Genomic DNA, 1,932 nt, shown 5'->3' with positions numbered 1-1,932 from the left:
CTGGTCATTGGCGCTGGACTTGGCGTGATCACGGCGATCCAGCTGGCCATGTCAGCCTCGGCGCGATTGTTTCTACGGCCGATACTCGTTTTCAGCCAGGCTTTACCAGTCTTTGCGTTGGCACCGATCCTGACGCTATGGCTTGGCTATGGGCTGGGGTCGAAGATCGCCATGGCCGTGCTGATTATTTTCTTTCCTGTTACCTCGGCCTTTTTCGACGGGCTGATGAAAACACCACGCGGCTATCTCGATCTGGCGCAGACAATGGGCGCTAGTACCCGGCACATCATGCTGAAAATCCAGATTCCCGCCGCGCTACCATCATTAGCATCTGGATTGAAGCTGGCTGCGGTCTATGCGCCGATCGGGGCGACCATAGGCGAATGGGTCGGCTCATCACAAGGGCTGGGCTATCTGATGCTGTTGGCCAATGGGCGGGTGAAAACCGATTTGATGTTCGCCGCGATGCTAACGCTGGGGGTTATGTCGGTGACGCTCTATGCGTTGATCAGCATGGCGCTTGACCGGCTGATTGACTATGAACACCCCAGCTAGGTCAATCAGCGGTTATATATATCCTCATAGCGGATGATATCGTCCTCGCCTAGATAACTGCCAGTCTGCACCTCGATCACCGTCAGCGGGGCATCGGTATCATTGGCTAGGCGATGTTTCTGACCAACATGGATATAGACCGACTCATTGCTGGCGACGCTTTTAATATCATCTTCGATCTGTATGGTTGCAGTGCCATCAACCACCACCCAATGTTCCGAACGATGTTCATGGCTTTGCAAGGATAAGGTCGCGCCCGGATAAACATGCAGACGCTTGACCTGATAGCCTGGCAAATTAGCTAGACTTTCAAACCAGCCCCACGGGCGATAATCCTTAATATGCTGGGTCGCCTGCGACACGCCCTTATCCTCAAGATGTGTGACAATCTTGCGGACATCCTGGCTTTTATCGGCATGGGCAATCATTACCGCATCATCAGTAGCGACCGCAATGATATTGTCCAGCCCCAGACCAACCAGATGAATGCCCTCAGCATCTGACCATAGAACGCTGTTATTACAGTCAAGCGCAGAACTACAGCCAACCGACAGATTGCCATCAGCATCCGGATCAAATTCATTGACCACAGCGCGCCAGTCACCCAAATCCGACCAGCGTCCCTGAAAAGCCACACAGGCGATATGGTCAGCCTTTTCCATGATCGCATAATCAATCGAGTCCGGGATGATGGCGTCCCACGCCTCTGCATCCAGATGCCAGAAATTATTATCCTCTAAAGCGGCGTCAAGCGACGTACGAACGGATGCTAGCATCGCTGGTTGGAATTGTGCGGCAAGCGCCAGCATCACATCAGCACGAAATAGAAAGATGCCCGCATTCCAAAGATAATTACCCGCCGCCAGCATCGCTTCGGCTTTGGCCAGATCAGGCTTTTCATGAAAGGCGGTAACCGGGCGGCAAAGCTGTTCTCCGACTATATCAGACTCAATATAGCCATATCCGGTTTCAGGCCGGTCAGGGGTCACGCCAAAGGTGACGATCGCTCCCTCTTGCGCCGCTTTGGTGCCTGTTGCCACCATCTGGACAAAAGCATCATTATCTGGGATATGATGATCCGACGGCATCATCAGCACCAAAGTATCAGCCTGATCGCGGCTGGCATGAAGCGCGGCAGTAAAGACCGCGGGTGCCGTATTCTTGCCTTTTGGCTCAAGAATAATAGTGCCTTCAACATCCAGTTCACGCAGCTGTTTTTGCGCCAGAAACCGGTGGTCTTCAGAGGTTATGATAACCGGGTTGGCAAAGCCGACACGCTTTGTGCGACTGACCGCCTGATGAAATAGGCTTTGTTCACCAATGATCGAGGCAAATTGCTTTGGCAGGCTTTTGCGTGATAATGGCCATAATCGCGAG

2 protein-coding genes are annotated in these 1,932 nt (G+C 52.9%); one reads left to right on the top strand and one right to left on the bottom strand.

Going from position 1 to position 1,932, the window contains the following annotated elements:
* A partial coding sequence (locus ACTF7Q_RS10615) for an ABC transporter permease (RefSeq protein WP_438997803.1) occupies positions 1-555 on the top strand: 555 nt, incomplete at its 5' end.
* Positions 556-560: 5 nt separating this feature from the next.
* Here ACTF7Q_RS10615 and ACTF7Q_RS10610 read toward each other — a convergent pair.
* A partial coding sequence (locus ACTF7Q_RS10610; protein ID WP_438997802.1) for a mannose-1-phosphate guanylyltransferase/mannose-6-phosphate isomerase occupies positions 561-1,932 on the bottom strand: 1,372 nt, incomplete at its 5' end.

The sequence above is a fragment of the Puniceispirillum sp. (SeqCode) genome (assembly GCF_965657105.1).
In the GTDB taxonomy this organism is placed as follows: domain Bacteria; phylum Pseudomonadota; class Alphaproteobacteria; order Puniceispirillales; family Puniceispirillaceae; genus Puniceispirillum.
This window is presented reverse-complemented; position numbering and strand designations above follow the sequence as displayed.